We start from the raw sequence: 2,858 nt of genomic DNA on the forward strand, positions 1-2,858 counted from the left end.
GGCGGCCGCCGCTTTGACAGTGCGCATCCCTCCAGTGTCCAGGCGGACCGCAGGGGCGACCAGTGGGCGGGGGCGGCGGGGTGAGGGGCGGGAGGCGGGGCCGGGCCGGCGTCCGGGGCGAAGGGGTCAGCGGCGCTGGCCGTACCCCGCTCAGGCGCTGCGCCACCTCCGCCAGCTGCTCGCCGGAGAGCAGGCTCGGGGACAGGCCCGGCACCGACGCGGCGGTGAGCCACAGCCGGCACATCCATTCCAGCTGGGCGGTGCGGTCGTAGGCCTGGTCAAGGGATGTGCCGTAGGTGATCGTGCCGTGGTTCTGGAGGAGGCAGCCGGAGCGGTCGGCGAGGGCGCGCAGCATGTTCTCGGCCAACTCGTCCGTGCCGTAGGTGGCGTACGGGGCGACCCGGACGGGACCGCCGAGCGCGGCGGCCATGTAGTGGATCAGCGGGAGCTCGGGCACGAGCGTCGAGACGGCCGTCGCGTGCACGGCGTGGGTGTGGACGACGGCTCGGGCGTCGGTGGTGCCGTAGACCGCGAGGTGCATGGGAAGTTCGCTGGTGGGGACGAGTGCGCCGAGGACCTGCCGGCCGTCGAGGTCGACGCCGGTGACGTCGTCCGGCTCCAGCCGGTCGTAGGGGACACCCGAGGGGGTGACCAGGACCGTGTCCCCGACACGTACCGAGACGTTTCCGGACGTGCCGACGACGAGCCCTTCGGCAACCGTCCGGCGGGCCGTCGCGACGAGGTCCTCCCAGGCACGCGCCTCCTCGGGGCGCACGTCCCTCCGCCGCGGCTCCCCCGCCTGCGGTGCGCCGTCCCGGACGCTCCCCGTGCCCCGTGCGTCGCCTCGCTGTTCAGCCATGCGGCGATCCTGCCAGGCAGGCCCTCAGCCCGTACAGAAGCCTCGTGGATCTCGCCCGGCCGGAGACCGTCGGGCCGGAGACCGTCGGGCATTCGGGCGATCAGAACCCGTTCGACGGGTCACTCGATCGATTGAAAGACTCGGTGCGGGGCGCCCAGTCGGCGGGGGCGCGGGGAGCCTGTCAGCAGGGCGGAACGGCAACCCTCGTTTGTGGACACTCCTGCGCCCCCCTCAGTTCATCTTCCGTTCACTCGGGTTACCTACGTTCGTCCGGCCAACGACCTCGAACGATTGCCTGGGTAAATGGAAAGCTTCTCGCTGATCCTCGCGATTGTGGTGGTAACCGCACTCGCGTTCGATTTCACGAACGGTTTCCACGACACCGCGAACGCGATGGCCACGACCATTTCCACGGGCGCCATGAGACCGAAGGTCGCGGTGGCCATGTCCGCGGTCCTGAACCTGGTCGGCGCCTTCCTGTCCGTCGAAGTCGCCAACACGATCTCCAAGGGCCTCGTCGACGAGGCCGGTGTCCGTCCCGAGGTCATCTTCGCCGCCCTGGTCGGCGCGATCCTCTGGAACCTGCTGACCTGGCTGGTCGGTCTGCCGTCCAGCTCCTCGCACGCCCTGATGGGCGGCCTGATCGGCGCCACGATCGCCTCGGCGGGCGTCGGCGCGGTGCACGGTGACGTCCTGGTCACCAAGGTGCTGCTCCCGGCGATCGCCGCGCCGCTGGTCGCGGGCGTCGCGGCGATGTTCGCCACCCGGCTGACGTACTCCCTCGGGAAGAAGGCCGACGGCAAGGCGTCCGAGAAGGGCTACCGGGCCGGCCAGATCGCCTCGGCGGGCCTGGTCTCCCTGGCGCACGGCACCAACGACGCCCAGAAGACGATGGGTGTCATCACCCTCGCCCTGGTCGCCGGCGGCGCCGTCGCCCCCGACTCCGACCCGCCCCTGTGGGTCATCCTCTCGGCGGGTCTCGCCATCGCGCTCGGCACCTACCTCGGTGGCTGGCGCATCATCCGCACGATGGGCAAGGGCCTGACGGACCTTCAGCCGCAGCAGGGCTTCGCCGCCCAGACCAGCGCGGCGACGGTCATCCTGGCCTCCTCCCACCTCGGCTTCTCCCTCTCCACCACCCACTCCGTGTCCGGCTCGGTGATGGGCGCGGGCCTCGGCCGCAAGGGCGGCGTCGTCCGCTGGTCGACGGCGACGCGGATGTTCGTCGCCTGGGCCCTGACCCTGCCGGCGGCGGCCCTGGTGGGCGCGCTCGCCGAGTACGTCACCGGTTTCGGCGACTGGGGCACGGCGGTGGTGGCGGTCTTCCTGGTCGCCTCCAGCGCGGTGATCTGGAAGCTCTCCCGGCGTGAGGTCATCGACCACACCAACGTCAACGAGGCCGAGGAGACGGAGCCGGCCGGTGTGGTGACCACGGCGATGGCCGCGGTCACGCCGCCGCCGGCGGGCGGCACGGCCTCGGAGGAGTCGCTGCCCACGTTCCCGGCCCAGGCGGAGGCCGAACGGGAACCCGCCGCCCCGACCACCACGTCCACCCCGGTCTGATCCCGCCCACGCGGTTACAAGGAGAACCTCTGCCATGAAGATCGACTGGGCGGCCCTCGGCTCCGTCTTCGGCGTCAGCCTCGTGGTCACCGTGGCCCTGGTGGGCCTGTTCACCCTCGGCATCACCGGCCTCTCCCGCCAGGAGCGGGCGGCCGCGCAGGGTGGCTCGGCGGGGCTCGCGGTCACCGGCGCGTACGCGTGCTTCGCGGCGTGTGCGGCGGCCGTCGGGTACGGGATCTACCTGATCGTCGCCTGACCACGACTGTTTGCCGCCGGGCGGCGCGGGGCTTCGGTCCCGTGCCGCCCGGTCGTCGTGTGCGGGTGTCGTGTGCTGGTGTCGTGTGCGGGTGTCGTGTGAGGGCGACTCGGCGTCGTACCGCACCCGCCCGGTGTGGGGTTCTGCACACTCTCCCCCCGCAGGTCAACGGCAAGTTGA

2 protein-coding genes and 1 pseudogene are annotated in these 2,858 nt (G+C 71.8%); 2 read left to right on the plus strand and 1 reads right to left on the minus strand.

The window, feature by feature from the left end:
* Positions 1 to 145: 145 nt before the first annotated feature.
* Positions 146 to 859 (minus strand): annotated as a pseudogene (locus SSQG_RS08610) (class II aldolase/adducin family protein); the annotation flags it as partial.
* A 303-nt stretch (positions 860 to 1,162) separates the two neighbouring features.
* Here SSQG_RS08610 and SSQG_RS08615 point away from each other — a divergent pair.
* Complete coding sequence (locus SSQG_RS08615) at positions 1,163 to 2,422, plus strand: inorganic phosphate transporter (RefSeq protein WP_003989345.1); 1,260 nt, start codon at positions 1,163 to 1,165, stop codon at positions 2,420 to 2,422.
* Between the two features lie 34 nt (positions 2,423 to 2,456).
* A complete protein-coding gene (locus tag SSQG_RS08620; protein WP_003989346.1) occupies positions 2,457 to 2,678 on the plus strand; it encodes a hypothetical protein in 222 nt (73 codons plus the stop codon).
* Positions 2,679 to 2,858 lie beyond the last annotated feature (180 nt).

The organism is Streptomyces viridochromogenes DSM 40736, assembly GCF_000158955.1.
Lineage (GTDB): Bacteria > Actinomycetota > Actinomycetes > Streptomycetales > Streptomycetaceae > Streptomyces > Streptomyces venetus.

Excerpts from the sequence above, each read along its gene's own strand:
- SSQG_RS08615 (WP_003989345.1), top strand. The coding sequence starts at position 1,163 with ATGGAAAGCTTCTCGCTGATCCTCGCGATTGTGGTGGTAACCGCACTC.
- SSQG_RS08620 (WP_003989346.1), top strand. The coding sequence starts at position 2,457 with ATGAAGATCGACTGGGCGGCCCTCGGCTCCGTCTTCGGCGTCAGCCTC.